This is a genomic window from Acinetobacter sp. YH16051, from assembly GCF_013417135.1.
In the GTDB taxonomy this organism is placed as follows: Bacteria; Pseudomonadota; Gammaproteobacteria; order Pseudomonadales; family Moraxellaceae; genus Acinetobacter; species Acinetobacter towneri.
Window position 1 is genome coordinate 115,537 of the sequence record NZ_VPEN01000007.1, and the last position, 23,597, is coordinate 139,133.

A 23,597-nucleotide genomic window follows, 5' to 3' on the forward strand; every position below is an offset into this window, starting at 1 on the left:
GGGAATCATACTCAGTTCACTAGGGATGTGATAGTATTACCCATCATTACAATTTGCGTCATTTATAAAGATATGTTTAGTTTGCATCCACAACTTGCTCAAGATACTTTTTTTGTAGGCGACTTTCCTCTGTCAACATGTCGTTTAATGAATGATATGCAATTCCCTTGGTTAATTCTAATTCCACGTGTGCCAGGGGTTACAGAACTATACGAATTAAGCCAGGCAGACCAAGAACAATTTTTACGTGAATCTAGCTGGTTATCTAGCCAATTATCACGTGTATTCCGTGCCGATAAAATGAATGTGGCGGCTTTAGGTAATATGGTTCCACAATTGCATTTTCATCACGTCGTGCGTTATCAAAATGATGTGGCTTGGCCTAAACCAGTTTGGGGTACGCCAGCTGTACCATACAGCAATGAAGTTTTGGCTCACATGCGTCAAACCTTGATGCTTGCTCTGCGTGGTCAAGGCGATATGCCATTTGACTGGCGAATGGATTAATTGAAATGAATTGCCACGCAGGATGCGTGGCTTTTTAATCCTAGATTGGAGTAGGCCGCGGTGTTCATGTACAATTGGATGGAAAGAGATCCCAAACAATTCGAATTTCTGCATCGTTTAGTCGGGTATGCAAGTTTATCCCTGATTATGGTGGTCTATCACTACACCTACGCCGATACCAATTATCAAATTTACCTTCCGTTTTTTCTTACTTTTTTATTACTGATAATTCCTAAATTTTCGCGTTGGCTGCAATATAAATATAGTCATCAAGCCAAGCGTAATATCCTGTTTATTATTGATATTGTGGTAGTCGCAGTATGTTTGTCTGCGGTACATCTGAATTTGGTACTTACTTTTGCCGCTTTATTTGCGCTGCTATATACCGCCATTTATATTAAAGTTTCTTTCTTTTTGGTGGCATTGGCATCCTTATTGGCGGTCACAGTTTTTTATTTTTGTAATATTTTTATTTTTGGTTTTAACGAATATTTTGAACAAAGCAGTACCGAACTTACGATTTTAGCCTTTTTATGTATGATCTTTTACTTTGGCATGGGCAGTGCCTATCAGGCACGTCGTATCCGCTATACCACGGCAAAGAAAGACCATTACTACACACAAATGAACCGCTATATGGAATTTGCGAATCAGCTTAGTCGCTATGCACCTTTGCAGTTGTGGCAATCGATTATGAAAGGTGAGTCGGAAGCGAAAATTGAATATAAACGTAAAAAAATGACGATTTTCTTTTCTGATATTCAAGGCTTTACTGAACTTTCTGAAACACTAATTCCAGATGATTTAGCATTCCTGCTCAATGATTATTTAAGCCACATGACCGAAATTGCCAAGCAATATGAAGCGACGGTGGATAAGTTTATGGGTGATGCGATTTTAATTTTCTTTGGTGATCCAAATACGCAAGGTGTTGAACAAGATGCTAAAACTTGTGTAGAGATGGCTATTGCGATGCGTCAGCAAATGAAATTGTTACGCGAACGTTGGGTCAAAATGGGCTATCCGCCTTTACATATTCGTATGGGTATCAGTACTGGATATTGCCACGTTGGGAACTACGGTGCAGCACATCGGATGGCATATACCATTGTTGGGCGTGATGCTAACTTAGCTGCGCGTTTGCAAAGTGCGGCCGAAGTTGATGAAATTTTACTTTCAGATGACACTTATAAACTGATTAAAAATGATTATTTGTGTGCTCCGAAAGCACCGATCTTTTTAAAGGGGATTCAAGGTCCTGTAAAAACTTGGCAAGTGATGGAAAAATATGCGGCCAGCAAGTCGGATTATCAGCGTTGGTTTGACTACGAATATAAAGGTTTTCATTTGTTGCTTAATTTGGATGAAGTGCAGAATTTTGAATATCCTGAGCTAATTACCGTATTAGAAAAAATGATTAAAAGAATTCAAACGCAGCAAAAGCTGACCAACTCACAGGGCATTGTAAAACTTAATCTTGAAGATGAAGTGATTTAACATCCACCTGTTGAAGAAATTGCCAAAACTCATATTCCTGAAAAACACTAAAATTTTTCTTATAATGTAGATCTCGTTTAACTTTTAAATCCTCAAAAATTTTAAATCTAAAGTTGTGCAATAAAAAAAACTGCGCCGTAGCGCAGTTTTTTAGAATTAGCATCATTTTATGATTAATGATTTTCTGAAGCATGGTTAATGGTGTATTTTGGAATTTCGACTTCCAAGTCTTCATTGACCACTTTAACCTGACAAGATAAGCGTGAATCAGGCTCTAAACCCCAAGCACGGTCTAATAAGTCAGCTTCAACATCATCCATTTCTTCTAGGCTGTCAAAGCCTTTACGAACAACAACGTGGCAAGTGGTACATGCACAAGACATATCGCAAGCATGTTCAATTTTAATGCCATTTTCAAGTAAGCTTTCGCATAAGTTGGCATTTTGTTCGACTTCAAACTCAGCACCTTCTGGGCAGAATTGCGCATGTGGAAGTACTTTAATACGTGGCATAATCTTTACCTTAAATTAGTTTGAGTTTGACCAATCGTCGAGTTTAGTGCCTTTAAGTGCTGCATCAATATGTTGATTCATACGAATTGCAGCAAAAGCATCACTGTGTATTTTAAGCTGTTCAACAGCATGTTCAATGGCTTTAATGTCTTGTCCAGTCAATTCGGCTTCCAACTGCGCTTTGGCAGTATTTAAAGCTTCTAATTGTTCTGGGCTTAATAGTTGTGCATCTACTTTTAAGGCTTGTTGTAAAGCTTCAAGTTCACGTTGTGCTTCAACTTTGGTTTCATGCAAATGACGCAATTGCTTGTCTTCTTCTGCATATTTGAAACCATCTAGCAGCAAACGCTCGGTATCTGCTTCAGATAAACCATAAGATGGCTTGATGTCGATATTTGCAGTCACACCAGAAGTGGTTTCTTTAGCAGAAACACTGAGCAAGCCATCAGCATCGACTTGGAACGTAACTTCAATGCGTGCCTGACCCGCAGTCATTGGTGGAATACCGTGTAGCACAAAACGACCTAAGCTACGACAATGTTCTACCAAATCACGCTCACCTTGTACCACATGAATCAACATGGCAGTTTGGCCATCTTGATAAGTGGTAAATTCTTGGCGACGTGCTACAGGAATTGCAGTATTGCGTGAAATTAAGCGTTCCACCAAACCGCCCATGGTTTCTAAACCCAAAGACAGTGGGGTAACGTCTAATAGCAACGAACCATCTTTGCTGTTACCAATTAGTTGATTGGCGGTAATTGATGCACCAATTGCAACCACTTCATCTGGGTTAATTGTGCATAATGGTTCTTGATTAAATACTTCACGAACAGCTTTTTGCACGGCATAAGAACGTGTTGAACCACCAACTAAAACTACATTTTGAATGTCATCTAGGTCAAGTTTGGCATCGCGTAATACACGTTTGCATACACTAATGGTTTTATCTAAAGCAACCTGAATAATACTTTCAAAGTTTGCGCGGTCTAATTGCAGCGTGTGCTCTAACAGTTTTAATTCAACACTTTCTGCATTGCTGAGCGCTTCTTTGGCTTTACGTGCAGACACAATAAAGTGTGCATATTCTGCATCATCTAAACTTTCAATATTCAGCTGTTTTTTTGCCCATTTTACAATCAGACGATCTAAGTCATCACCACCTAAAGCAGTGTGGCCGCCTGTGGCTAAAACTTCAAAAACACCTTGAGAGAAACGTAAAATAGAAACGTCAAACGTACCACCGCCCAAGTCGTAAATCACATAGTTACGGTCTTGAGCCAAGTTGGTGTCTTGATCTAAACCGTAGGCAACCGCTGCTGCAGTCGGTTCATTCAATAAACGCAATACTTTTAAACCTGCAAGCTCGGCAGCGTCACGTGTGGCTTGGCGTTGAGCTTCATCAAAATAAGCAGGAACAGTAATCACTGCACCATTTACAGGGTTTTGTAAGCTGGCTTCTGCGCGGTCTTTGAGTTGTTTAAGTAATTCTGCCGAAATTTCAACAGGTGTTTTACGGCCTTGAGCTGTTTCAAAAGCAGGCATTTGATTGTCTTCACCCACTAACGTGTATGGATGTTGAAATTTAATGTCCGCTTTAGAACGACCCATAAAACGCTTGACTGAAACAATCGTGTTTTTAGGGTCTGTAGTAATAAATGGCGCAGCAGCATTGCCATAATGTGTATTTTGCTCTGCATAATGGACGATAGAAGGCAGTAGCACGCGACCTTGCTCATCATGCAAGACTTTGGCTTTACCAGAAAGAACTGTGGCAACCAATGAATGAGTGGTGCCTAAGTCAATGCCAATCGCAATGCGATGTTCATGCGGTGCACTTGATTGACCTGGTTCTGCAATTTGCAAGAGCGCCATTATGTAAAATCCTTTGCCCGTTAAATATTAAAATACAAACTAAAATTAAAAATCATCGTCTAAATCAAAACTGTCATCATCAAGGAAACGATCTTCAGCTTTGTCTAGGTCAGCCATAATTTTCATGAAAAAGCGTAATTTACGCACAGTGTCACGCGCTTCTGCCCAATCTTCTTCGGCATAGTCAATTTTAAATTCACGGACTAAGCCATCAACCCATTGTTGTACTTCAACCTTTAATGACTGTAAGTCATCGGCACAGTTGGCATCATCCAATTGCTCACGAATTTCCAAGGCATCTTGTAAAAATTCAAAGTCATGGATGGATTGATCGAGATGATAATCTTGCTTTTTCAATGAGAGTAAATATGCAGCACGACTGTCTACCGCAGAGAGTTGTTTAAACGCCTGATTAATTTTACTAGATTTAATCAAGGCTTGATCTTTGTCTTCGGCTTTGTCGGGGTGATATTGCTGCTGTAGCTTTAAAAATTCAGCTTTTAAAGTAGCGAAATCAATATCGAGTGCAACAGGAAGATTAAACAACTCAAAATGATTCATGGGAGATGGAATCCGCGATTAGTGTGCAAAATTGGCTGCATAAATGCAATTAAAACAGTGTATTGTACACTGTTTTAAGCTAAAAAGAGGGAGGTGGCGTTATACCGTGAACGATTCACCGCAGCCACATTCACCTTTTTTATTGGGGTTGTTAAACTCGAAACCTTCGTTTAAACCATTTTTGACATAGTCCATTTCCATGCCATCTAGGTAAACTAGGCTTTTCGGATCAACGAAAACTTTAACACCAAACTGTTCAAACATTTGGTCGTGCGTATCGACTTCATCTACAAATTCGAGTACATAAGCCAAACCAGAACAGCCTGAAGTTTTCACACCAACGCGAATACCTTGACCCTTACCGCGATTCTTTAAGTAATTGCTGATATGAGTTGCAGCATTTTCAGTTAAATTGATCATGAAAACTCCGTTTGTTTTTCCACAAAACTTAGCAAATTAAGCTTTGGTCTTTTTGCTGCGATAGTCTTCTACAGCAGCTTTAATTGCATCTTCTGCCAATACAGAGCAGTGTACTTTCACTGGTGGAAGGGCAAGTTCGGTAGCAATATCAATGTTCTTGATCGCTTGTGCTTCATCTAAAGTTTTACCTTTAAGCCACTCAGTAACCAAAGAACTAGAAGCAATGGCAGAACCACAACCATAAGTTTTGAAACGTGCTTCTTCAATCACGCCTTCGTCATTCACTTGAATTTGCAGACGCATTACATCGCCACATGCAGGTGCGCCCACCATACCTGTACCAACGTTTTCAGCATTTTTGTCTAAAACGCCAACATTACGAGGGTTTTCGTAATGATCAATTACTTTATCGCTATAAGCCATGTCGCTTCTCCAAACCTCGGGGTCAGCCTTAATATAAATATGGGGGTGAAATTACCTTTATCAATCTAATGGCTTCCTGTCAAAGCCATTAGATTTGGGATGAATTAGTGTTCAGTCCATTCTACTTTAGAAAGGTCAATCCCTTCTTTATACATATCCCAAAGCGGTGAAAGTTCACGTAACTTTTCAACAGCAGCTTTAGTCACAGTTAGGACATGATCAATATCTTCTTCAGTGGTGTATTTACCAAAACTGAAACGAATTGAGCTGTGTGCAAGTTCGTCTGAAAGACCTAGTGCACGTAATACATAAGATGGCTCTAAAGTCGCTGAAGTACACGCAGAACCTGAAGATACCGCAGCATCTTTAAGAGACATCATTAAAGATTCACCTTCAACAAAGTTGAAGCTGACGTTTAAATAGTTGGCTACGTTTAGTGTTGGGTGACCATTCAGGAAAACTTGTTCCATGGTGTTCAAGCCATTCCAAAGTTTGTCGCGCAATACACGTAAACGGGCTTGTTCAGAAGCCAAGTTTTTGCCTGCAAGTTCAAATGCTTCGCCCATACCTACAATTTGGTGGGTTGCAAGTGTGCCTGAACGCATGCCACGCTCATGACCGCCACCATGCATTTGTGCTTTTAAGCGTACGCGTGGACTGCGGCGTACAAATAGCGCACCAATACCTTTAGGGCCATAGATTTTGTGTGCAGAGAAGCTCATTAAGTCTACTTTTAAGGTAGATAAATCAATTTCTACCTTACCTGCAGCTTGCGCAGCATCAACGTGGAAGAAGATTTTTTTGGCACGGGTGATTTCGCCAATTGCAGCGACATCGGTAATCGTACCAATTTCGTTATTGACCATCATCAACGACACTAAAATTGTGTCTGGACGAATTGCCGCTTCAACCATTTCAGGTGTAATTAAACCTGTTTGTGGTTGTGGCTCTAAGTACGTGATTTCAAAACCTTCAGATTCAAGCTCACGGCAGGTATCTAAAATGGCTTTGTGTTCAATTTTAGAGGTAATAATGTGTTTGCCTTTAGACGCATAGAATTGTGCTACGCCTTTTAGTGCAAGGTTATCTGATTCTGTTGCACCAGAAGTCCACACGATTTCACGTGGGTCTGCTTTGATCAAGTTCGCAACTTGTTCACGTGCATATTCAACTTTTTCTTCTGCTTGCCAGCCATAAGCGTGCGAACGAGAAGCGGCATTACCGAAAGTCCCATCAAAAGTCAGGCACTCCATCATGCGTTCTGCAACTTGAGGATCTACAGGAGTGGTTGCTGCGTAGTCAAGATAAATTGGACGTTTCATGTCAAATACCTGTAACCGATAACAGAGCTGAATCAAACGGTGCTGTGTTCTGGCGAATGGCAACAGTTTGTACGTTGTCACGCGCAACTAAATCAGCAAGTGAGATTTTAGCGAGATAGTCGGCAATATGATGGGAGAGTTCCTGCCATAAGTCGTGAGTCAAGCACATTGCACCATTTTGACAGTTGCCTTTATGGTCGCAACGCGTTGCATCAACAGTTTCGTTTACGGCTTCAATGATTTCTAGCACAGTGATTTCATTTGCACTACGTGCTAAATGGTAACCACCGTTAGCACCGCGAACACTAGACACTAAGCCGTGGCGCTTAAGTTTTGCGAATAACTGCTCAAGATAAGCAACAGAAATAGTTTGACGGGCTGCAATTTCAGCAAGCGTGATCGTTTGTTCAGTTGGCTGCAAAGCTAAATCAAGTAGAGCAGTCACTGCGTAGCGACCGCGAGTTGTTAAGCGCATGATTCGATACACATGATTAGACTAGATATGGGTATTCTATGAATCCCGACTAAATTAGTCAAGTATTTTATTATGATATCGTGCGCGAGGATTTACGCTGTTTTTCTTGATATTTTAATGCGTTTAAACGATCCATAAATTATACACTAATAACGTAATTAATAGTACTGTTATTACACCAAAGGCGATGTTAATGCGCTTTTGACGGCGTTCAATGCGACGAATACGGTTTTTATGCTGTTTAAGCTCAACTTGTAGGGTGTTGATCTTAGAGCGTTGTTCATCAATTTTGTCTAAAAGTGGGGCAATGCGCTTTTTAGAACCAATCACTTCTTGTTCTTGCGGTGCTTCTTTCAGCCATTGTTTCCAGTCAGCTAAAACTTTGGGTGCACTAAAATGCAAAATTAGATCACGAAACTCATCTTTAAGGGTAATGTCACCATCTATACGCATGTGTTTAATACTGCGACGATTACCTAAAATAAAGATTTTAAATAAATCTATGAGGGTGGTGCGCACATCTAAATCGACAGCTTGTTCAGGTGCTTTGCTGTCAAATAAGATGCCGTTTGGATTGAATTCCACGTAAATGTCGAAATAAGGAATATAGCTATTAATTTTAATGGTGATTTTCTGGTCGACAAACTTTTTAGCCTGCAAAGCGACCACACGATCATGTTTTAGAATAAAGCTAAAAATTGTTTCCAGCACAATCATGAGCATGGTCAGCAACAAATGTGGATTACTTTGTCTTTGTTGCGAATCACTCATAAAATCAAGTCCCTAAATCTAAAGTTGAATTCCTTGTTTTGCGCTTCGTTGAGAATACATTCTAAGAAGCGCAGCGAATAATCTTGCTTTGTAGAACAGTTTAGCAAAACGATCAAGTATTTAATTTGCTATTATGAAAGCATTTTGTAGGTTTATTACATTCACGTGCGCATAAAATAAGCAGGAGAGAGGTTCATGGAAAAAACGACGGGTAGCGTAGAAAAGCATTTGGTTGAACCAGAAACCACATTGAAAAATAAAGATAAATTACGCTCAGGACGTAAATCATCACTCGATTTTCGTAAATATACCAAGCAAATTTGGCTAGCAGGTTTAGGTGCATTTTCACGCGCAGAAGAAGAAGGCAATAAATTGTTTGACTCTCTGGTCAAGGTGGGTGAGGAATTAGAATCTAAAACTACAGAAATTGCCGATCAAACAGTTGAAAAAGTGTCTGAAAAAGCCAAAGAGTCGGTCATTGATACTAAAGATAAAGTTGAGCGTTTAATTGACCATAGCGTCAATCATTCTTTAAATAGAATTGGCTTGGTGACAGCAAAAGACCTACAACATTTGGAGCAATTGGTACTGCAATTACATGCCAAAGTCGATGCGTTGATTGAAGAAAATAAACAATTAAAAGAAGATGTTGCGAAAAAGTAATTCTGTGCAAAGGGGGCTTAAAGGATGTTGCTTTATTATACATCGGGTATTTTAGGGCAAAACTGAATAGAGGCTAACAGTTCCATCGTTTTTACCATTTATTTTGCATAAAAGCGTGCAGGGAGTATTGCTTTTACCCTCAAAGCATTGCTATAAAGGCGTTACGGTAATTTAAATTAAATCTCTGGACCTTAAATAAACGATATTAAGAGGACGTAATTTTCATGAATAAATCAGAATTAATCGATGCAATTGCAGAGAAAGGGGGATTGTCTAAGACTGATGCAGGTAAGGCCTTAGACGCAACAATTGCTTCTATTACTGAAGCGCTTAAAGCGGGTGATACTGTAACCCTCGTTGGTTTTGGTACATTTAATGTGAAAGAGCGTGCTGCTCGCACAGGTCGTAACCCACAAACAGGTGCTACACTTGAAATTAAAGCAAGCAAAGTACCAAGCTTTAAAGCGGGTAAAGGTTTAAAAGATTCAGTAGCATAATCTTTTAAAATGCCAAGAAAGCGCGCCAATTGGCGCGTTTTTTATTAATAATGTCAATAAACGGCTTCAACGCATTCATTCGTTGAGGGTTTTCAGTTAAAATCTCGCACAAATAAAATATTGGAATACTTATGGAATCTTTTCGTAAAGTTATTAAGGGTTGGTTGGGCAAAGTTTTGCTCGTCTTGTTCTTGACCCCTTTAGCACTTGTAGGTATTGAAGGATATTTTAGTGGAGGTCAGTCTGAAGACACTGCACAAACAGTCAATGGTCAGCAAATTTCAAAACGAGAATTAGATAATCTGACCAATTCCTTGAAAGAACAATACTTGGCCTATACCAATGGTGATGAAACACTATTGAATCAAAATTATATTCAAAACAAAGCCAAAGATACGTTGGTTGCACGTACCTTGTTATTACAACAAGCTGAGAAATTAGGGATTTCTTTGAGCGATGCACAAATTGAACAAATGATTGCACAGCAACCGAATTTCCAACAAGATGGCAAGTTTTCTGAAAGCTTGTATGCGAACTATCTGCAATCTGTAGGCATGACCAATCAGGCGCTTGTGGCAAATTTACGCCAAGACCATGCGTTAAAAATGCTGAGTGCTAGCTTTACCGATTATGCTTTAGTTAGCCCGTCTGATATTCAGCAAATTGCCAATTTACAAACCCAGCAACGTACTTTGCATTTATCTAGCATTAAGTTAGATGACTACAAGAAAAACATCACCACAAATGCACAAGAGATTGCTGCGTATTATGAACAGCACGCCAATGCCTTTAAACAGGTTGCTAGCGTTGATGTCGATTACATTGTGGTGACTCCAGCCAATATTGCACCTGCAAATACGGCTGTCACTGACGCAGAGTTACAACAGGCTTATCAAAAGTTTGTCGAAACTCAAAAAGGTGCTGCTGTACCGACAGTGAAACATATTTTAATCACCACCGATGCGCGTGATGATGCCGCAGCTAAAAAACTTGCAGAGCAAGCCGCAGCTGAAATTAAGCAAGGTACAAGCTTTACTGCAGCTGCACAAAAGTATTCGGATGATCCTGAGTCTAAAGCCAAAGGTGGTGAGGTTGCAGGTTATGAAGCAGGCGTATTTGGCGATGCCTTTGACAAAGCCGTGGGTAGCTTAAAATCTGGTGAAGTATCACAGCCGATTAAAACTCAATATGGCTATCATGTGATTCAAACAGAAGGTGCTACAGTTCAAGTCCCTGCGTTTGAAACTCAAAAAGCACGTTTAATGGCAGAGTTGCAAAAAGCCAAAACTGAAAATGCGTATACCGATACCATCAACAGCTTAAATGAATTGGTGGTGAGTAGTGATGCTTTAGATGTTGTGGCAGAAGAAGTGAAAACGGCCAAAGTCGAATCTGTTAATGGTTTAACTTTGGCGGCGCAGCATCCTGTTTTAAGCCAGCCATCTGTCAAAGTTAAATTGTTTAATGATGATGTGAAAAATGGCGATCGCAACGCATCGAGTAACATTACTTTAGCCAATGGCGATGTGGTATGGGTGAAAGTGCGTAATTACCATGCCGCAGGTGTGCAAACTTTAGAAGAAGCAACACCCCGCGTAAAAACTAAACTGATTGAGAAAAAAGCCTTTGATGCAGCGAAAAAAGATATTCAAGCTGCGTTGGATGCCTTTAAAACTCAACCTGCAGCGACCGTTTTGGCGAAAAACCAAATCCGTTTTGAAAATGCAGGCACATTCACCCGTGCAGATGGTTTGTTAAAGCGTGAAATTGAACGTGCTGCATTTAGTGTGCTTGCGCCTAAAGATGGTATGTGGTCAGTAACAACAGCATCTATACCAAATGAATTGGTGGTGGTAGCTGTATCAAATGTAAACGATACTACATCGAATGCTTTAACGCCTGAGCAACTGAAAGAGTTAGCGCAGTTGTATCAACAATTACGTGCTCAACAAGAGCTAGATGACTATACGCAATATTTGAAATCGAAAGCGAAAATCAAATAAGTGATGAACATCTACAAAAAAACCAGCAAATTTGCTGGTTTTTTTGTGCATCTAAAATGATTAAGTAAGCAGTTTCAAGATTTATTCAGCGCGAATTTTTAGCTCATAACCTGTGTATTTACGAATGTTGATGACACCTGTATCCAAGATTAAATATTGCCCTTTAATTCCTTGCAGTTTGCCGCGAATGATTGGGGTTTTATCTAAGTTATGCGATTTAATTTTCTCAGGATACTGTTCTACAGGGTACACAAATTCACGCGGAAGTTCCTGATCTAAAAGCTCTACCGTTTCGTTGAATTCAAGGTTTTGACTAAACTCATCACGAATGGTCTGAATTTTAGGCGCAAACTCTTCAATCAGTTGTTCACGCACTTCAATTAGGTTTAGCGGCTCTGCTTCGCCTTTGAGTAGTTTGCGCCAGTCGGTTTTATCTGCGACTTGTGTACCAAACATAACTTCTAATTGCCCAGATAAACGACGTGAGCCGACTTTCATAATTGGTAAGGCTTGGGTTGCGCCCTGATCTAACCAACGTGTAGGCATTTGACCTAAACGGGTGATTCCCACTTTTAAAGCACTTGAATTGGCTAAATATACGATGTGCGGTTGAAAGCAGACTTCTTGAGCAAAACTATCTTCACGACATGTACCTAAATGATAGTGACAGGTTTCAGGCTTCATGATGCACATATCGCAAGATGCTTTGGTTTTAAAACACTTGAAACAATGTCCTTGCGAATAAGATTTTGGTGTTTTTACGCCACAAGAAACACAATAAATATTGCCCGTCCACTCTAGTTCAAGCTCTTGCCCAAGCTGAAAAGGTAGATCAATTTCTGAACGGTCTAGAATAAATTTATATTCAACATTTGCCTTGTGTACCTGTTCATCAGTTACACTATGGTCCTTAAGACCTGCGTGCATTTTATGGCAAATGCCTTGTAGTTCCATAAGAATACTCTCTCAAAAATGAAGGAATGCAGTGATGGCTGAAATGCGTTTAATTCAAGCATTAATTGATGATTTATCTCAACAACAGCCAATTTCTACTGCATTGTGTATAGGGCAAAATATTGAAGCAAGCCCGAAGTATAACAATCAAGCGGCTGATGAGCAGCCAACTATCCAATGGCAGTATTTTAGCGCATTGGCATTTTTAAATCTGCCTTTTACCCAACGTTTTGATTTGGCAGTTGTATTTTTAGATGCTGCAGATTTTGCTGTGCAGACGCCACAACACACTTCGCAAATTTTGGTGAAGCTACGTGATTTATTGGCAAAACGTATTGTGGTGATTGCTGCGCGTGAAGATGAGCAATTGCTTAGAGCGCTTGGTTTTACGCAATTGATTGAACATCGCTTTGAGCAGCATCATTTGTGCTTATGGCAATTTAATATTTTGACTTATAAGCACGTGCCTGATTGGTTTAATTCTAAGTTTTGGGCAAACCCTGAAAATTGGGATAAATTCCGCTGGTAAGTGCTGAATTACGATCACAAAATTCTAATAATGATAATTAATTCACATAAATTTAGGATATTGCAAAATTTAACAATTTCAAGCGCGCAATTCAGTCAAAACTTCGTATGCTGTCATAAGGGCATTATGAGGAAAATAAAATGACCAATTTAAGCAATATTGTTGAAATTTTAGCAAAGCAGGCATTGGGTGCGAATCAGCAATCTAATCAATCTCAAGGTGGATTGGGTGGCATTTTAGGTTCGGTTTTGGGGCAACTTGGTGGTAATAACCAACAATCTGCACAAGGTGGCTTGGGTGGTATTCTTGGTTCGGTACTTGGTCAGTTGGGTGGACAACAACAGCGTTCTGCTGTAGGTGCTTCAGGTACACAAAGTTTATTGATTGCAGTTTTACCTTTGGTGTTGGCATGGATTCAAAAACAAGGTGGCTTGCAAGGCGCTTTGGATAAACTAAAAGGACAAGGCTTAACCAGTCAGGTGGATGACTGGGTGTCTACAGGCCCAGGTGAGAATGCACATGTAGGTGCTGAACAAGTACAAAGTTTATTTGATGATGCTGATGTAGAGCAGGTCGCGCAGCAAACTCAGGCACCAAAGCAAGATATTTATAGTGCAATTTCTACAGTATTGCCGCAAATTATTGATTCATTGACACCACAAGGTGAGCAAACCAGTAAACAAGAAGCCAACGACGATATTCAACAAGTCATGAATTTAGTGTCTGGTTTTTTAAAGCGTTAATACTGAAAAATCCAGCTTAGTAAAAGAGATTTGGATAAACAAAGCCAGCAAATTTGCTGGCTTTTTTACCTGTTTCTAAATATAGCTAAAACAGTAGAGCATAAAAAACACGCCGAAGCGTGTTTTTATATTTTAAGTTTTGGTTCAGACTTAGAAGTCGTAACGGAAACCTAAAGAAAGAGCAGTAGCATCTTCACCATTTACACCAGAGATAGTATTACCAAAGCTACGACCTTCTTTCCATGGTGTTTTGTTGGTTTTTTCATCATTTAGCATGGTTGCAAGGTTAGCATATACTCGTACTGCCTTATCTAAACGGTGCTCTACACCAACAGCTAACAAAGTTGAGTTTTTCTCGTCAGCATCTACGTCACGGTGGAAGACTTGACCACGTACATAAGTTTTAGGCGCAACTTTATAGTCAGCTGCCACACCGAACACTTGCGCATCTGGATTTGTTTTATCATCATCATGCGTTAAGTATTGATATAATGCACCCAAGTTAAATTCAGGTGTAATTTTATATGCTGCCGCTACACGGAAACCATCACGTTCAGCTTTTTTAGCAGCGCCTTCTTCATAGTGCTCATAAGCAGCAGCAAAATCAACTTTACCTTCTTTATAAGTTAAAGCTAGATCATAAGCTTTATCATCATAATCAGTTTTAGTTTTACTTGAGGCATCATAGCTCGGGTTTACGTTTTCGTGCATTGAAACTGCAGCAAGTACGTTAAAACCACCACCAAATTTAGGAGTTTTATACTCAATTGTATTGGCATTACGCTCATCAAAGTTCATATCAGCACGGGTTACGTTACGGATATCACCAACCATATCGCCAAAGAAGTTGACTGGACCGCGAGCAACTTTGAATGGGCTGTCAAAACGACCTACACGCGCTTGACCAAAATCACCTTTTAAACCTACAAAGGTATCACGAGTAGCAAATTTAACACCTTTGTCGTCTTTTTCGCCGCTAGCAAAGTTAATTTCTTGTTCAATTTGACCAAAAACAGTCATGCCATTTTCTAATTTTTGTTCAGCTTTGAAGCCTAAACGTGATGAGTTAGAAGAAAGACCAACTTCGTTGTAGTCTTTACCATCATCAAGATAGTCTAAAGATACGTGTGCACGACCATAAACTTTAACATCAGCAGCCATCGCTAATGCTGGTGTTAAAAAGGTTGCCCCAACTGCTAATGCGCAAAGCGTTTTTTTCATGTGTAGCTCCAATACAGACTATTGTTTTTTAGTCCTAAACATTGTTCAGAAGTAGGGTTGATCTACCGCTGTTCTCTATTGGTGCTAAGTATTCCTTACAAATGCGACAGTAATATTAAGGAAATATTTCAAAATTATTAAAAAGTACAAATTAGATCAAAAACTTACTTTTATTCGCATTTTTTTAGTGACTGAGTTTTTAAATTTAGAAAAAATATATGAAATGAATAACTTAATTGCAAGCAGACTGAAATGCTATTGTCATAAACTGCTTGAAAAAATGCAGGGTTAAAGTATGAGATGAAAAAAATGGAGCAGGTGCTCCATTCATTTTTGCTGCTTATTTTGGAAATATTTTAGAGCGCTGCTTTAATTTTTTCCGCTTGGGCTTTAATTTTGTCTTGGTCGCCCATTTGTGCAGCATGTTTCCCAAGCTGATGTACCGACGTCGGAATTAAGTGAAAATGCACGTGGGGGACAGTTTGACCTGCGCTTGTACCTGACAATTGCATTAACACGATACCATCTACACCCAAAGCTTGCTGCATTGCTTTTGCAATTTTTTGCACAATTTGAATGGTATATGCTGCTGCATCTGCAGGTAAGTCCAGTAAAGTCACCGCAGGCGTTTTAGGAATCACAAGAGTGTGACCATCGGCTTGCGGCATGATGTCCATAAAAGCAAGCACTTGGTCATCTTCATACACTTTAATTGCAGGAAGTTCGCCACGTAGAATTCTTGCAAAAATATTTTGATCATCGTAAGCCATTATGATTCCTTAAATTCAGCTTTGATATTTCAGAACGGTTATTTACAGTTCAGTTCTTTTTGACGTTCTTTGATTGCGTCAAGACGTTGTTGTTCTTTTTCAGAAAACTTAGGTTTGGTTGTATAGCAGTTGTCATTACCAAAACGTGCTTTAGCTTCTGGGTCTTTGAAGCAGAACCCTTTAGATGCATAAATAACATCGTGGTCATTTTTCAGTTTCTGACATTCTTGTTCAGATGCAAAAGTAGTTGAACTTGCCCCAATTAAAGTTGCAAGGCTTGCAAATACGGCAATGCTAAACTTGTTCATAAGAGTTTCCTCTATTTAATGATGGTGTGACTAGCCACTTAATACACATTATTGGGTTTATGGCTGTATATTCAATGGCGAGTTCTTACTCTAGGGTAATATTACTCCATAATTCATACATTTTCACAGCAGTGGAAAAATCACTGTCTTTTTCTGCGGTTAAATTCGCTGCTTGAATCAGGCTTTGGGTTAAAGCCAATACAGGTGCAGGCAAAGCTGCTTCATGGACTAAATCTAATGCGATACCTGTGTCTTTAGCCAGTAAAGGGAGTGCAAAAGTATTTGGAAAAGCGCGATTCAGTACTCGCTGCGGCAAAATCATTTCCGTTACTGCGCTTTTACCACTTGAAGCATTTATGCATTGCAAGGCCTGATTTAAGTTTACGCCATGTGCTTTTAAGGTGGTAAAACCTTCAGCTGCAGCACACAAACTCACTGCCATTAACATATTATTCACCGCTTTTACGGCAAAGCCAGCACCAGGTTCACCCACATGCTGAATCACTTTACCAAAAGCCTGAATTGCAGGTAGGGCTTTTTCAAAAGCAGCAGCTTTACCGCCAATCATGACTGTTAATGTGGCATTTTCTGCACCAATGGTTTGTCCGCTTACAGGTGCATCTAAAAAGTCGATCTGTTGTGCTTCAAGTTGTTGTACCAATTTTTTAGCACTTTCGGGTACGCCACTGGTGCAATCGACCCAGACTGAACCTGCTTTAAGTTGAACTTGTGCAATCAGGTTTTCAACTTCGGTACTGGTGGGCAAGCAAGAAAAAATAATATCTGCTTGCACCGCTTGAGCCAATTCAACCGCTTGTGTGCCATATTCAGCAGCATGTTGCTCGGCTTTGGCAAAGTTACGATTCCAGACATAGACCGTATCAAAATGTTTAGGTAAATGGGCTGCCATGCGGTAGCCCATTGCGCCTAAGCCAATAAATGCAACAGATTGAATCATGTTTTTGCTCTCTTTATGCAATTTTGCTAGATCGTTGTTCTAACCAAGTGGTCAGTTTAGGCCAGAATTCATTGGCACTTTTTTGACTGGACATTAAACCCAAATGTCCACCTGGAATAAGAGTAAACGTGACATCGGTACTACATGTCAATTCACATAAAGGTTGAGCAGCTTCAGCAGTGACAATTTGATCGCTATCACCCGCACCGACCAAAAGTGAACAATGAATATTTTTAAGGTCTATCTGATGTTGTTTGAGTTGAATATGACCTTGTTTGAGTGGGTTTTGCAGCCATACATTCAATACCATGTCCTGATTAATCCCACCCGGATAATCAATCATATTATTTAAAAAATTGGCTAAAGTTGCGTTTTCATGCAAGGTTTGTAAGTCGTGCAGATTCGACAGCATCTGTTTATTGCTTTCCAGCCATGCTCTAGGGTCTAAAATCTTAAAACCAATCGCATTGATTAAACCCGGTGTATGAATTAAATGCTTTGGAATTTTTCCTGAATAAAAGGCATGTTGCAATTTGGGATATTTAGAAATCAGTTGATTGGTCAGTTGAAAGAGTTTACCAACCCGCCCCGAAGCATAGCTATCTACAGGGCTACCCAAAACCATCAAGTTTTTAATATGAGTTGTTTGTTGGTCGGCGGTATAAAGCATGGCAAAAATACCCGCCATACTCCAACCATGTAGTGAAATTTGTTCGACTTTGGCGTGTTGTAAAATGAGTTGAATACAATTAGGGATTGCATCCTGAATAAAAGCCATAAAATTTAAATGACAATGTTGATAGGTCAATTGTCCCCAATCAACCAAATACACATCAAAACCGCTATGCTGAAAATGTTTCACTAAAGAGCGATAAGGATATAAGTCATAAATCGACATGGTAATTGCTAAAGGCGCAACAAAAACCAGCGGCTCTTTATATTGCTTATCTGGCGAAGCGTAATAGCGAATCTGCGCATACTTATAACGTGCCACGATGTCGTATGGCGTGGTCTGAGATAAGATCAAATCACGGCTTTTAAATAAGCGAGTGCTGAGGTTTTTAAGCTTTTTTCGGTGCGGATTAAATTTTCTTTGTAGCTGATTCATGAGGTGTTCCATCACACGTGGCGCCGATTTGAATGAAGTCTAAGCGATATTTATACATTTTACCTTGACCTTAAATGCGCTTGGCGCTCAAAATGTTGGCAATTATTTAACAAACAGGTCTTAGGACTAAGTTTAGGGCTGAGCAGTAAAGATGAGTCAACACGACGACATTGAATATCAATTAGATACTTTGGCAATTCGTACCGGACACAACCGTACAATTGAAGGCGAACACAGTGAGCCAATTTTCCTGACTTCATCATTTGTTTGTGAAAATGCTGCCGATGCAGCTGCAAAATTCTCAGGTGAAATTGAAGGCAATACCTATTCACGTTATACCAATCCAACTGTACAGGCTTTTGAAAAACGCTTGGCAGTATTAGATGGTGCAGAACGTGCGGTTGCGACAAGTTCGGGTATGGCGGCCGTTCATGCGATCACTTTGGCTTATCTTAAAGCGGGTGATCATGTAGTCTGTTCACGTGCTGTATTTGGCTCGATCATTTCACTATTTGAAAAATACGTGATGAAGTTTGGTGTCGATGTCACTTTTGTTGATTTAGAAGATTTAGACAGTTGGAAGCAAGCGATTCGTCCAAATACGCGTTTGTTATTTATTGAAACACCATCAAATCCATTGGCACAAGTAGGCGATTTACAAGCCATTGCCGATATTGCACATGCAAATAATGCTTTATTTGCAGTTGATAACACCTTCTGTACCCCAGTTTTACAACAACCAATTAAATTTGGTGCTGACCTAATTATCTACTCATCGACCAAATATATTGATGGGCAGGGACGTGCTTTAGGCGGCGCTGTGGTGGGCAAAGATAAACTGGTTGAAGAAATCAACGGTGTGATTCGTACTTTGGGTAACTCATTAAGTCCATTTAACGCATGGATTTTCTTAAAAGGTTTAGAAACTTTAAGCCTGCGGATGAAAGCACATTGCGCTAGCGCACAAAAACTTGCCGAGTGGCTAGATGCACATCCAAAAGTTGAAAAAGTGTATTATGCAGGTCTGCCGCATCATGCGGGGCATGAGTTGGCGAAAAAACAACAGTCTGGCTTTGGTGGTGTTGTATCTTTTGTGGTGAAAGGCGAGCGTGAAGGCGCGTGGACTGTGATTGACAACACACGCTTCCTATCTATCACCAGTAATTTGGGCGATGTAAAATCAACCATTACCCATCCTGCAACAACATCGCATGGCAGAATGACCCCAGAAGCCAAACAAGCAGCAGGTATCAGCGAAGGTTTAATTCGTGTTTCTGTTGGCTTGGAAGATATTGATGATATTATTCGCGACATCGAGCGCGGTTTAGACCTCATTTAAAACTAAATAGATCATTTGTTCGGAGATTTTTATGAACATTAATATGTTGATGCAGCAAGCACAGCGCATGCAAAAAGAAGTGGAAAACAACATTAAAAAAGCCAAAGAAGAACTTGCGCAAACTGAAGTGCATGCAGAAGCAGGTGGTGGTTTAGTGAAAGTGACTATGACCTGCCGTAATGTGGTCAAACGCATTGAAATCAACCCTGAATTATTGCAAGACGATGCAGACATGATTGAAGATTTGATTGCCGCTGCAATGAATGATGCTGCCCGTCAAGCCGAAGCAATTTCTGAAGAAAAAATGAAGTCTGCAAACTCAGGCATGGGCTTGCCACCGGGCTTGGCTGGTTTATTCTAAGGAACGGCGTATGTTTAGTGATCGTTTTGATCAACTGGTACAAGCGCTACGCATTTTGCCAAGTGTTGGGCCAAAATCGGCTCAACGCATGGCATTGCACCTGATTATGAAAAATAGAGAAGGTGCAGTCGGTTTGGCTCATGCTTTGAACGAAGCCACTAGCTATATTCATGAATGTTCGATTTGTCACTCATTAACGGAAGATGAAGTCTGCAATATTTGCGCCTCACATGATCGTGATGCACACTTGCTTTGCGTGGTGGAATCTCCAGCCGATGTCATGGCGATTGAGCAAAGCGGCAGCTTCCGTGGTAAATACCATGTTTTAGGTGGGCATTTATCGCCATTAGATGGCATTGGGCCTGACGAAATTGGTATTCCGTATTTGGTTCAGCGTTTAAGTGATGGCAACATTACTGAAGTCATTTTGGCGACCAATGCAACCGTAGAAGGTCAAGCGACAGCACACTATTTGGTAGAAGCAACCAAACATTTGCCTGTGCAGATGACCCGTATTGCGCAAGGTGTGCCGCAAGGTGGTGAACTTGAATATGTCGATAGCCATACTTTAAGTCAGGCGGTGCATAATCGGATGCGAATGAAATAAGCATTTAGGTGCTTATTTCATGTGGATGTTTATTTCGCATGTGTGGCTATTTTATATGAATAATCAATTGATAAATCATCCATGAAAAGGACTACTTGCCTTTAAAGCCAATAAAAAATCAAATTAAGATAAAAAAACGATAAAAAATTTAAATTTTCACTGTATCGATTTAGAAATAAGATAAAAATTGAAAATACTGGGCATATTTTTATAGCTAAATGCTATTTAATGTTTAAAATGAACCCCTAGAGAATCCTGTTTTACCTGCTCGCTATGTTCCAATTTATTCATCAACAAAAAGACTTTGAAAATGTCTTGGCATTAATGAGCCAAAACAGCATTTATGGTTTAGACACCGAATTTATTAAGGTTGATACTTTATGGCCAAAATTGGGTGTATTCCAAATTAATGTTAATGATCAGGTCTATTTGTTAGATGGCACTTCTTTAAATTTAAGTGCATTTTGGGAAAAACTGTTTCAGGCGCAGCAAAATATTTTTCATGCCTGCGGTGAAGATATTGATTTAATTTATCATTATGCACAGCAAAAAAACTTAGATAACGTGTTTGATACCCAAGTTGGCATGTCATTTTTAGGGCATGGTTTACAAGTCAGTTATCAAAACGCTTTAAAAACCATGCTCAATGTCGATATTGATAAAGGGCAAACTCGCTCAGACTGGCTTGCACGTCCGTTGTCCGATGAGCAGTTAAATTATGCTGCCAATGATGTGCTGTATCTAATGCAATTGGCAGATAAGGTACAAACCGACTTAAAACAAAATTATTTACTGGATTTTGCACAAGAAGATTGCCGCAATTTAACTCAGGAAATTGGTGAAGAAACACCTTTAGAGTTGTTGTATCAGGATGTGGGCAACTATCGTCATTCACGCCGTCAACTCATGCAATTGCAACAATTGGCCGTTTGGCGTGAGCAAATGGTAAAAGCCTTAAACCAACCACGTAGTTTTATTTTGCGTAATTCTACTATGCTGGACTTGGTCGAGAAAAATCCTAAAAATCAGTTCCAGCTCAGTACTATTAAAGATTTACGTGCGCATATTGTGCGTGAACATGGCAAAACTATTTTAGATTTAATTAAATATTTGCCTGATCAATCACAATGGCCATTACGTATGGCGCGACCAATTCGTCATTCTTCAAAAGAAGTGGGCGAAAATGTAGAACAGGTGATTCAACGTGCCGTACAGGAAACTCAAATTCCAAAAGAAGTTTTGCTGCGTAAAAAATGGCTCAATGCGCTTTATCAGCATGTGGTATTTCATAACGATGAGCAAGATTTGCCTAACTATTTGTTAGGTTGGCGTTATGAATTACTCACCAAGCCTTTAATTGAAGTTTTACATGCCGACGAGCGTTATTTGTCTGGTCAGATGAAAGTTGCTGAATAAATCAAACCGATCCACATTTTAAATAAAGCCGTTTTTCACCTGAAAATGGATGAATTTTCACGCCATTCTTTGTTTGAGTGTAAACATAGACCAATGCGTTAATAATGGTTAATGTATCTCGGTTTTTTTTGTTGTATCCTTTGCCTGAGTTTTTAGAGTTTTGTTGTTTATGCACTGTTCAATTTATAAATCGAGCAAAAAAGATGAGATGTATTTATACATCGCCCGTCCTGAGCAAACTGAAGATCAAGCAGAAGCGTTTAACCCGCTAGAGGTTTTACCTGAGCCAATGCGAGTTGCATTTGGTCGTGCGACATTTGTAATGGATTTGCAACTGTCTGAAAGCCGTAAGTTGGCACGTGTGAATGTTTTGCATGTCATGGATTCTATTCAAACACGTGGCTTCTTTATTCAAGTGCCACCAGAAGGCTTAATTAACCCAAATGCCGTTGAACCAGAAGGTTTACGTGGTGCTTAAGCTTTATTCAGGAGTTGAGAAATGAATAGTGTGATGACTGGATTGGATTCAATTCCTGAAACTGCAATTGCTGTTTCTGTTTATTTGTTGGGGAGTGCCATTATTTTATGGTGCTGGTACGAAATTGCCAAACGCTTGCCCAATCCGTTAGGTGGTATCACTTGGATTGTGCTGTTTGCAATTTTACTTACCCCAACAGTATCAGAAGGCAGCAATGCAGCACTTGCCCCAGCCATCTTTGGACTTCTTTTTGGTGTTTTAACCAAAGAAACCCCATTGGTTTGGTCTAATTTATCTGCCATTTTATTTGTGATCGGTCTTGGCTTATTGATCGGTTATTTCTGGTCAAGATACTGTCTTAAACAAACGACTTATAAAGCCAAGAAAAATACCTCACCACTGTAACTAAAACAATTAAGGTAAAATCATGTCTGTTGATGCGCAACAATTTTCGGGTACAGATCAGTACATTGCGACTGATAGTTTAAAACTTGCGGTGAAAGCCGCACGTGCTTTGCAAAAACCGCTTTTGGTGAAAGGTGAGCCAGGTACAGGTAAAACCTTATTGGCAGAGCAAGTTGCTAAAAGTTTGGGTTTAAAGTTGATTACATGGCACATTAAATCGACCACCAAAGCGCAGCAAGGTTTATATGAATATGATGCAGTGTCGCGTTTGCGTGACAGCCAACTGGGCGATGACCGTGTGTATGACGTTAAAAACTATATTAAACCCGGGAAATTGTGGGAAGCATTTACCAGCGAAGAACGCTGTGTGTTGTTGATTGATGAAATTGACAAGGCAGATATTGAATTCCCAAATGACCTGCTACATGAACTCGATAAAATGTCGTTTTATGTTTATGAAACAGGCGAAACCATTACGGCAACACAACGTCCAATCGTGATCATCACATCAAATAATGAAAAAGAGCTGCCAGACGCTTTTTTACGTCGTTGTTTCTTCCATTATATTGATTTCCCAGATGAAGCGACCATGCGCGATATTATCGATGTGCATTTCCCGAATATTTCAAGCACATTGGTTTCAGAAGCTTTACAAGTTTTCTTTAAATTGCGCCAAGTTCCGGGCTTAAAAAAACCACCATCTACGTCTGAATTAATTGATTGGTTAAGCCTATTGATGGCAGATGACATGCCGGAAGATATTTTGCGTAATAGCGATAAAAGCAAAGCCATTCCGCCTTTATACGGTGCATTAATCAAAAATGAACAAGATGTGCAATTGCTTGAGCGTTTAGCCTTTATGTCGCGCCGTTAA

The 23,597-nt window shown here is 39.8% G+C and carries 28 protein-coding genes; 14 read left to right on the plus strand and 14 right to left on the minus strand.

Going from position 1 to position 23,597, the window contains the following annotated elements; translation table 11 throughout:
* Positions 1–72 precede the first annotated feature (72 nt).
* Together FTV41_RS08065 and FTV41_RS08070 are read left to right on the plus strand one after the other, a co-directional pair.
* On the plus strand, positions 73–507 hold the full coding sequence (locus FTV41_RS08065) for an HIT domain-containing protein (RefSeq protein WP_004976660.1): 435 nt from the start codon (positions 73–75) through the stop codon (positions 505–507).
* 66 nt (positions 508–573) lie between these two features.
* Positions 574–2,004: an adenylate/guanylate cyclase domain-containing protein gene (locus tag FTV41_RS08070; protein WP_218945165.1), complete on the plus strand. Its 1,431-nt coding sequence runs from the start codon at positions 574–576 to the stop codon at positions 2,002–2,004.
* A 173-nt stretch (positions 2,005–2,177) separates the two neighbouring features.
* Here the strand turns inward: FTV41_RS08070 and fdx are convergent, their stop codons facing one another.
* The 8 genes from fdx to FTV41_RS08110 form a co-directional block, all read right to left on the minus strand.
* Positions 2,178–2,516 carry an ISC system 2Fe-2S type ferredoxin gene (fdx, locus tag FTV41_RS08075; RefSeq protein WP_004976656.1) on the minus strand — a complete coding sequence of 113 codons (339 nt, stop codon included), beginning with the start codon at positions 2,514–2,516 and terminating at the stop codon, positions 2,178–2,180.
* 15 nt (positions 2,517–2,531) lie between these two features.
* A complete protein-coding gene (gene hscA, locus FTV41_RS08080; RefSeq protein WP_104851921.1) occupies positions 2,532–4,391 on the minus strand; it encodes a Fe-S protein assembly chaperone HscA in 1,860 nt (619 codons plus the stop codon).
* A 45-nt stretch (positions 4,392–4,436) separates the two neighbouring features.
* Positions 4,437–4,952, minus strand: coding sequence for a Fe-S protein assembly co-chaperone HscB (gene hscB, locus FTV41_RS08085; RefSeq protein WP_136143975.1), 516 nt, complete (start codon positions 4,950–4,952; stop codon positions 4,437–4,439).
* 99 nt (positions 4,953–5,051) lie between these two features.
* The gene (gene iscA / locus FTV41_RS08090; RefSeq protein WP_004976650.1) at positions 5,052–5,372 is read right to left on the minus strand and encodes an iron-sulfur cluster assembly protein IscA; all 321 of its coding nucleotides are present in this window, start codon (positions 5,370–5,372) and stop codon (positions 5,052–5,054) included.
* 36 nt (positions 5,373–5,408) lie between these two features.
* Positions 5,409–5,795: a Fe-S cluster assembly scaffold IscU gene (iscU, locus tag FTV41_RS08095; RefSeq protein ID WP_004976649.1), complete on the minus strand. Its 387-nt coding sequence runs from the start codon at positions 5,793–5,795 to the stop codon at positions 5,409–5,411.
* Between the two features lie 104 nt (positions 5,796–5,899).
* Positions 5,900–7,117: an IscS subfamily cysteine desulfurase gene (locus tag FTV41_RS08100; protein ID WP_136143974.1), complete on the minus strand. Its 1,218-nt coding sequence runs from the start codon at positions 7,115–7,117 to the stop codon at positions 5,900–5,902.
* Position 7,118: 1 nt separating this feature from the next.
* Positions 7,119–7,592: an Rrf2 family transcriptional regulator gene (locus tag FTV41_RS08105; protein ID WP_004976645.1), complete on the minus strand. Its 474-nt coding sequence runs from the start codon at positions 7,590–7,592 to the stop codon at positions 7,119–7,121.
* A 123-nt stretch (positions 7,593–7,715) separates the two neighbouring features.
* On the minus strand, positions 7,716–8,363 hold the full coding sequence (locus FTV41_RS08110; RefSeq protein ID WP_104851923.1) for a hypothetical protein: 648 nt from the start codon (positions 8,361–8,363) through the stop codon (positions 7,716–7,718).
* Positions 8,364–8,558: 195 nt separating this feature from the next.
* On the opposite strand from FTV41_RS08110, the gene FTV41_RS08115 reads away from it, so the two are divergent.
* The 3 genes from FTV41_RS08115 to FTV41_RS08125 all read left to right on the plus strand — a co-directional run bounded on the left by FTV41_RS08115 (position 8,559) and on the right by FTV41_RS08125 (position 11,526).
* On the plus strand, positions 8,559–9,026 hold the full coding sequence (locus FTV41_RS08115) for a phasin family protein (RefSeq protein WP_179996391.1): 468 nt from the start codon (positions 8,559–8,561) through the stop codon (positions 9,024–9,026).
* A gap of 224 nt (positions 9,027–9,250) precedes the next feature.
* Positions 9,251–9,523 (plus strand): HU family DNA-binding protein, encoded by a 273-nt coding sequence (locus tag FTV41_RS08120; RefSeq protein ID WP_004976639.1) that lies wholly within the window; start codon positions 9,251–9,253, stop codon positions 9,521–9,523.
* Positions 9,524–9,654: 131 nt separating this feature from the next.
* A complete protein-coding gene (locus tag FTV41_RS08125) occupies positions 9,655–11,526 on the plus strand; it encodes a SurA N-terminal domain-containing protein (protein ID WP_179996392.1) in 1,872 nt (623 codons plus the stop codon).
* Positions 11,527–11,607: 81 nt separating this feature from the next.
* Here the strand turns inward: FTV41_RS08125 and FTV41_RS08130 are convergent, their stop codons facing one another.
* Entirely contained in the window at positions 11,608–12,480 is an 873-nt protein-coding gene (locus FTV41_RS08130) for a DUF2797 domain-containing protein (protein ID WP_179996393.1), read from the minus strand.
* A gap of 34 nt (positions 12,481–12,514) precedes the next feature.
* Here FTV41_RS08130 and FTV41_RS08135 point away from each other — a divergent pair, with 34 nt between their 5' ends.
* Positions 12,515–13,009 carry a DUF6231 family protein gene (locus FTV41_RS08135; protein WP_167845983.1) on the plus strand — a complete coding sequence of 165 codons (495 nt, stop codon included), beginning with the start codon at positions 12,515–12,517 and terminating at the stop codon, positions 13,007–13,009.
* A gap of 140 nt (positions 13,010–13,149) precedes the next feature.
* Positions 13,150–13,752, plus strand: a complete 603-nt coding sequence (locus tag FTV41_RS08140) for a YidB family protein (protein WP_179996394.1) — start codon at positions 13,150–13,152, stop codon at positions 13,750–13,752.
* A 150-nt stretch (positions 13,753–13,902) separates the two neighbouring features.
* On the opposite strand, the gene FTV41_RS08145 is transcribed toward FTV41_RS08140, so the two are convergent.
* The 5 genes from FTV41_RS08145 to FTV41_RS08165 all read right to left on the minus strand — a co-directional run bounded on the left by FTV41_RS08145 (position 13,903) and on the right by FTV41_RS08165 (position 18,117).
* The gene (locus FTV41_RS08145) at positions 13,903–14,973 is read right to left on the minus strand and encodes a porin (RefSeq protein WP_179996395.1); all 1,071 of its coding nucleotides are present in this window, start codon (positions 14,971–14,973) and stop codon (positions 13,903–13,905) included.
* 356 nt (positions 14,974–15,329) lie between these two features.
* Positions 15,330–15,743: an HIT family protein gene (locus tag FTV41_RS08150; RefSeq protein WP_004976632.1), complete on the minus strand. Its 414-nt coding sequence runs from the start codon at positions 15,741–15,743 to the stop codon at positions 15,330–15,332.
* 38 nt (positions 15,744–15,781) lie between these two features.
* Complete coding sequence (locus tag FTV41_RS08155; protein WP_004976631.1) at positions 15,782–16,051, minus strand: YARHG domain-containing protein; 270 nt, start codon at positions 16,049–16,051, stop codon at positions 15,782–15,784.
* Positions 16,052–16,136: 85 nt separating this feature from the next.
* Complete coding sequence (locus FTV41_RS08160; protein ID WP_096901444.1) at positions 16,137–17,009, minus strand: NAD(P)-dependent oxidoreductase; 873 nt, start codon at positions 17,007–17,009, stop codon at positions 16,137–16,139.
* A gap of 13 nt (positions 17,010–17,022) precedes the next feature.
* The gene (locus FTV41_RS08165) at positions 17,023–18,117 is read right to left on the minus strand and encodes an alpha/beta fold hydrolase (protein ID WP_179996396.1); all 1,095 of its coding nucleotides are present in this window, start codon (positions 18,115–18,117) and stop codon (positions 17,023–17,025) included.
* A gap of 151 nt (positions 18,118–18,268) precedes the next feature.
* Between FTV41_RS08165 and FTV41_RS08170 the strand changes: the two genes are divergently transcribed.
* The 7 genes from FTV41_RS08170 to FTV41_RS08200 all read left to right on the plus strand — a co-directional run bounded on the left by FTV41_RS08170 (position 18,269) and on the right by FTV41_RS08200 (position 23,597).
* Positions 18,269–19,456, plus strand: a complete 1,188-nt coding sequence (locus tag FTV41_RS08170; protein ID WP_096901446.1) for an O-succinylhomoserine sulfhydrylase — start codon at positions 18,269–18,271, stop codon at positions 19,454–19,456.
* Positions 19,457–19,487: 31 nt separating this feature from the next.
* Positions 19,488–19,817 carry a YbaB/EbfC family nucleoid-associated protein gene (locus tag FTV41_RS08175; protein WP_004976621.1) on the plus strand — a complete coding sequence of 110 codons (330 nt, stop codon included), beginning with the start codon at positions 19,488–19,490 and terminating at the stop codon, positions 19,815–19,817.
* 10 nt (positions 19,818–19,827) lie between these two features.
* The gene (gene recR, locus FTV41_RS08180) at positions 19,828–20,424 is read left to right on the plus strand and encodes a recombination mediator RecR (RefSeq protein WP_019837914.1); all 597 of its coding nucleotides are present in this window, start codon (positions 19,828–19,830) and stop codon (positions 20,422–20,424) included.
* Between the two features lie 273 nt (positions 20,425–20,697).
* Positions 20,698–21,840 carry an HRDC domain-containing protein gene (locus tag FTV41_RS08185; RefSeq protein ID WP_096901447.1) on the plus strand — a complete coding sequence of 381 codons (1,143 nt, stop codon included), beginning with the start codon at positions 20,698–20,700 and terminating at the stop codon, positions 21,838–21,840.
* Positions 21,841–22,009: 169 nt separating this feature from the next.
* Positions 22,010–22,318 (plus strand): YcgL domain-containing protein, encoded by a 309-nt coding sequence (locus FTV41_RS08190; protein ID WP_004976615.1) that lies wholly within the window; start codon positions 22,010–22,012, stop codon positions 22,316–22,318.
* Positions 22,319–22,339: 21 nt separating this feature from the next.
* Positions 22,340–22,723 carry a hypothetical protein gene (locus tag FTV41_RS08195; protein ID WP_096901448.1) on the plus strand — a complete coding sequence of 128 codons (384 nt, stop codon included), beginning with the start codon at positions 22,340–22,342 and terminating at the stop codon, positions 22,721–22,723.
* 22 nt (positions 22,724–22,745) lie between these two features.
* Entirely contained in the window at positions 22,746–23,597 is an 852-nt protein-coding gene (locus FTV41_RS08200; protein ID WP_004976610.1) for a MoxR family ATPase, read from the plus strand.